This is a genomic window from Dyella sp., from assembly GCF_035486915.1.
In the GTDB taxonomy this organism is placed as follows: Bacteria; Pseudomonadota; Gammaproteobacteria; order Xanthomonadales; family Rhodanobacteraceae; genus Dyella_B.
The window spans coordinates 1-4,065 of sequence record NZ_DATHMR010000123.1; the positions used below are offsets into that span (position 1 = coordinate 1).

Here is a 4,065-nt window from a genome sequence, read left to right on the forward strand (position 1 = left end):
GACCACCCAAGAGTTCCTGCGCGACAGCAAAGACGTTCGGATTGGGATGAACTGGATAGAGCACTTCAATATCCGGATGACGCGCCACCAGGCTGCAAAGAGCGCGACAAATAGCGCGAAACGGCTCCCCGAAATTCTCGCGGCGATGCGCGGTGACCAAGATCAGCCGTTTGCAGGGATCCAACGGGAGCGCCAAAGGACGATGGACTGCCGCCACCTGCAATAGGCTGTCAATCACGGTATTGCCGGTGAGATGTATATGCGCCTCCTCGACTCCCTCGTGCAGTAGGTTTTGCCGCGAACGCTCGGTCGGCACAAAGTGCCAGCGTGCCAAATGACTTGCCATCCTGCGGTTCATTTCCTCAGGAAACGGATTGTGCAGATCATGTGTCCGCAATCCCGCCTCAACGTGTCCGAACGCGATACGCCGATAAAATGCCACCAGAGCGGCAGCCATCACCGTTGTGGTATCGCCCTGCGCCAGTACTGCATCAGGCGCTAACCGCGCAAATGTACGATCTAATCCATTAATCAAGCGTTCGGTCAGTTGCGACAGCGACTGATTGGCACGCATCAGATTCAGATCGACATCGGGACGAATGTCAAAAAGTTGCAATACCTGATCCAACAGGTCACGGTGCTGAGCGGTGGTTAATACTGTGACTCGAACCCACGGCTCACGCCGCAGAGCGGTAATCACGGGCGCCATTTTGATCCCTTCGGGGCGCGTTCCGATGATACACAACACATGCTTGCGGCCAGCCATGATTGCCACTTCGGGGAAGCCTTTTTTGATGGATACAGAGCAGCGCTTAGCCATAACGGTATTTGTGTGGAATCCATTCGCCCCACTTGGCTTCATACAGCGCCTTATTCTTTACGAAGAGCGTCTGACGCGCGTCCTGTTTGAGCTTGCTGAACGACGCCGATAAGTGGTGATGAATGAAAACGTCTTCGGCGCAGGCGATGTCCCAACCGGCATGCTCGGCGCGACGACAATAATCGTCGTCCTCGAAAAAGCCCAACCCAAACGCTTCGTCCAAGGGGCCCACCTGTTCGTACACCACGCGGCGCAACATGACGCAGAAAAATGCCGCGGTACGCAGTGGAGTTCGCTTTCCGACATGGCGCAAGGTGTAATCGGCCGCGACCTGCACCATCTCCTCCATGGAGGCGTAGTGAATGTCGATGCGCGCTTCATTTCCGATGTTGTTAGTCACCGGGCCAATCACGCCAAGTGTGTCGCACCTGTGCAAATGCGCCAGCAACGTGGCAATCCAGCCCGGAGTCACGTAGGTGTCATTGTTGAGTAATACCAAGTACTCGCCAGAAGCGGCAGCTAGGCCCTGGTTATTGGCTGCGGCAAAGCCAAGATTCTTTGCGTTCAGCAACACTCGACGTTGCGGGCCGGCCAGCATCCAAGCGGCAAGGTAGGCCCGCGTGTCGTCGGTCGAGGCGTTATCTACCACGATCGTTTCGAGGTTAGTGTAGTCGCTATAAAGCTCGAGGCTACGCAGACATGCCTTAGTGAATGCGCTGTTGTTGTAGGTCACTACGATCACGCTCACTCGTGGTTGCGGCAACATGTCCACGCCGCGTAGAAGTTCTTGCACCCGATGGGCCCACGTTTGTTCAATGGCAAAGGCCTGTCGCGCCGTCACCTGCGTTGCATCAGCGGGATGACGCAACGCATCCGCCACAGCGTCCAGGAAACTCGCGTGATCCGGAGCGGTACGAATCAATGTGCCGAACTGGTGCATTTCCGGCAGCGCAATGGACACCACGTCCTTGCCTGCGCTTAGATACTCATACACCTTGACCGGATTAGTAGCCAACGTCAGCGGTATGACCTGAAACGGCAACAGACATACATCGAAAGCCGCCAGATAGAACGGCAAATTTGCATAGGGGACTTCGTCAGTGAACATCACGTTGTCCAAATGCCGCAAGCGTGCGCGAGCACCTGCAGTATCCGTGCCGACCAGCAAAATCAGATGGCCGGCAAAGCGCTGGGCAAGTTTCTCCAGCAAATCCAGATCCATCCATTCGGCGATTGCCCCGAAGTAGCCGATAATCGCGCGCCCCTGCTCGTCCGCAAAGACTGTCTTCGGCGGTGTGGCAAAATGCTCGTACTGGCAAGCATTACGCACCATCCATCGGCGCGGATTGTACTTGCCGGCCTCTTCGTACAACCACTCGGAAGTGACTACCAACAAGTCAGCCACGCACATCAACTCGTGCTCCCAAGCCAGCACTTCATCGCTATTGCTTAGGAAGCCGCCGTGATGGTCCATACAGTCATAGACCAGTCGTTGATTTGGAAGGATGCGGGCCGTCTCACGCCAATACGGATGCTGCACCAGTGACAAACTTGCGCGAGTGCGTGTCCATGCTAATAAGTGCCCTACGCTATCGCAGAGCTGCGACTGTGCGCTCATGTCGGGCACACCGTAATAAATGCCGGGCGCGCCGCTAAGATGCAGTTGGACCCGGAAGAGGCGTCCATGCTCATCTAGCGGATCAACCCTGAAGCCCGCCTCGGCATGATCCACGAAATTGTTGGAGATATAGAATACGCGGTGCCCACGGTCAGCCAACTCGCGTGCCAAGTGCTGTGGCCGTTGCGTCCGATAGTCCCAATCGATGATCGCCCACACGAAGACATCGCACCGATCCACTTCCGCCGGTGCCAGGCGCGGGCCCGTCGGTTCGGCAACAGTTGGTTTGAGAGCACGGCCACGCAACCGACGTACCTGTTGTCGCGCACGCCCAGCTAATTGACGATCCCAACGCCCGATAAGACCATGACCCCGCAGAAGTTGCATGGCCGCACGGACGGGCCAAGTCCATCGCCAGTAGCGGCTAGCCGTGATCTGACTGATCTCCCGTTCTGCTGACTGAATTGTGCCATCGCGTGAGGCGAGTTCATGCTTCGTCATGGTTAAGTTGCGCTCTGCCCTTTGCAGGGATGCCTGCATGCCCTCCATTGCCGCTTCGCTGGAGCGTCGCGCATCGAGCTCTGCCGCATGCAGTTGAGTCATCCCTGCAAGATCATTACGTAACGCCGCTTCGTTGAGTACACCTTGCGCAATATCCCGTTTCGCTTTGTGCAGAAGCTCACTTACTTGCTCCAAACGATCCTCTGCATCACGTTGCTCTTCGCGTAGAAGCATACTTACTTGCTCCAAACGATCCTCTGCATCGCGTTGCACTGCGCGTGTCGCCGCTTCAATGAGTTTGGGTTGTTCAGCTCGCTCGCGTGCCCACAACGAAGCCATCACATCGGTGACGAGTTCGACCGATGGCGCAATACGAATATCGTAGATCTCATTGCATGGCATCGGCATGTAGCCAATAACAGCTAGAGACGCGCGATCCAGCACGGCAATCACTGCACTGGTAAACTCTCCGGGTTCGACCTCTTGCGCGTTGCGCGAACGACTTATACCCACGTAGACGCACGCATCGCCAACCGCTAAACCCCGCGTGTAGCCAGGGAGACGGAGTTGTCGCTTACGTCGAAAGACACTGTCGTATACCTCCACGGATCGGTCTTCGGAACTGCACAGCCACAATTCCTCGCCGGCCACCACCAAAGAATGTGGTTGCGACAGACCCTCGATCAACGGCGTGCCACTACGCACATCGATCACTCGGCCTGCCGAACGCGTGCACCCTTTGTACTCGCGGTGCGCCACAAATGACCCGAACAACGAAGCCAGCAAACGCCCCTGAAACCAGGCGATACAGTTGACATGTGCGCTATCAGACTCAGCGCCGAAACTCCAGCGCTCCAGCACACGATAGCCTTCATCCAGATGGACCACCTCGTTCGTTTCGGTGCACACCGCGTAAATGCCATCGGGGCCCGCCGCGACATCGTGCAAGTCCAGGGGCTGAGATGACAGTGGCGTACTGCGCAGAATGCCGCGACGCACTTCCTTGATAGTATTAAACGGTTGGGTTTGCACACACCACAACAGGCCATCGTGCACAAGCGCTAGTCCAGTGGCGTCCTCAGTGGCCAACGGTAATAACAGGTGGCGATGGACATACAGCACGCCA

2 protein-coding genes are annotated in these 4,065 nt (G+C 56.7%); both read right to left on the reverse strand.

Annotated features, from left to right (window positions below; all coding sequences use genetic code 11):
- The coding region (wecB, locus tag VK725_RS09515) for a non-hydrolyzing UDP-N-acetylglucosamine 2-epimerase (protein WP_325317813.1) at positions 1–820 on the reverse strand (820 nt) is incomplete at its 3' end.
- On the reverse strand, positions 813–4,065 hold a 3,253-nt coding region (locus VK725_RS09520), incomplete at its 5' end, for a glycosyltransferase (RefSeq protein ID WP_325317814.1). The genes VK725_RS09520 and wecB, both read right to left, overlap by 8 nt.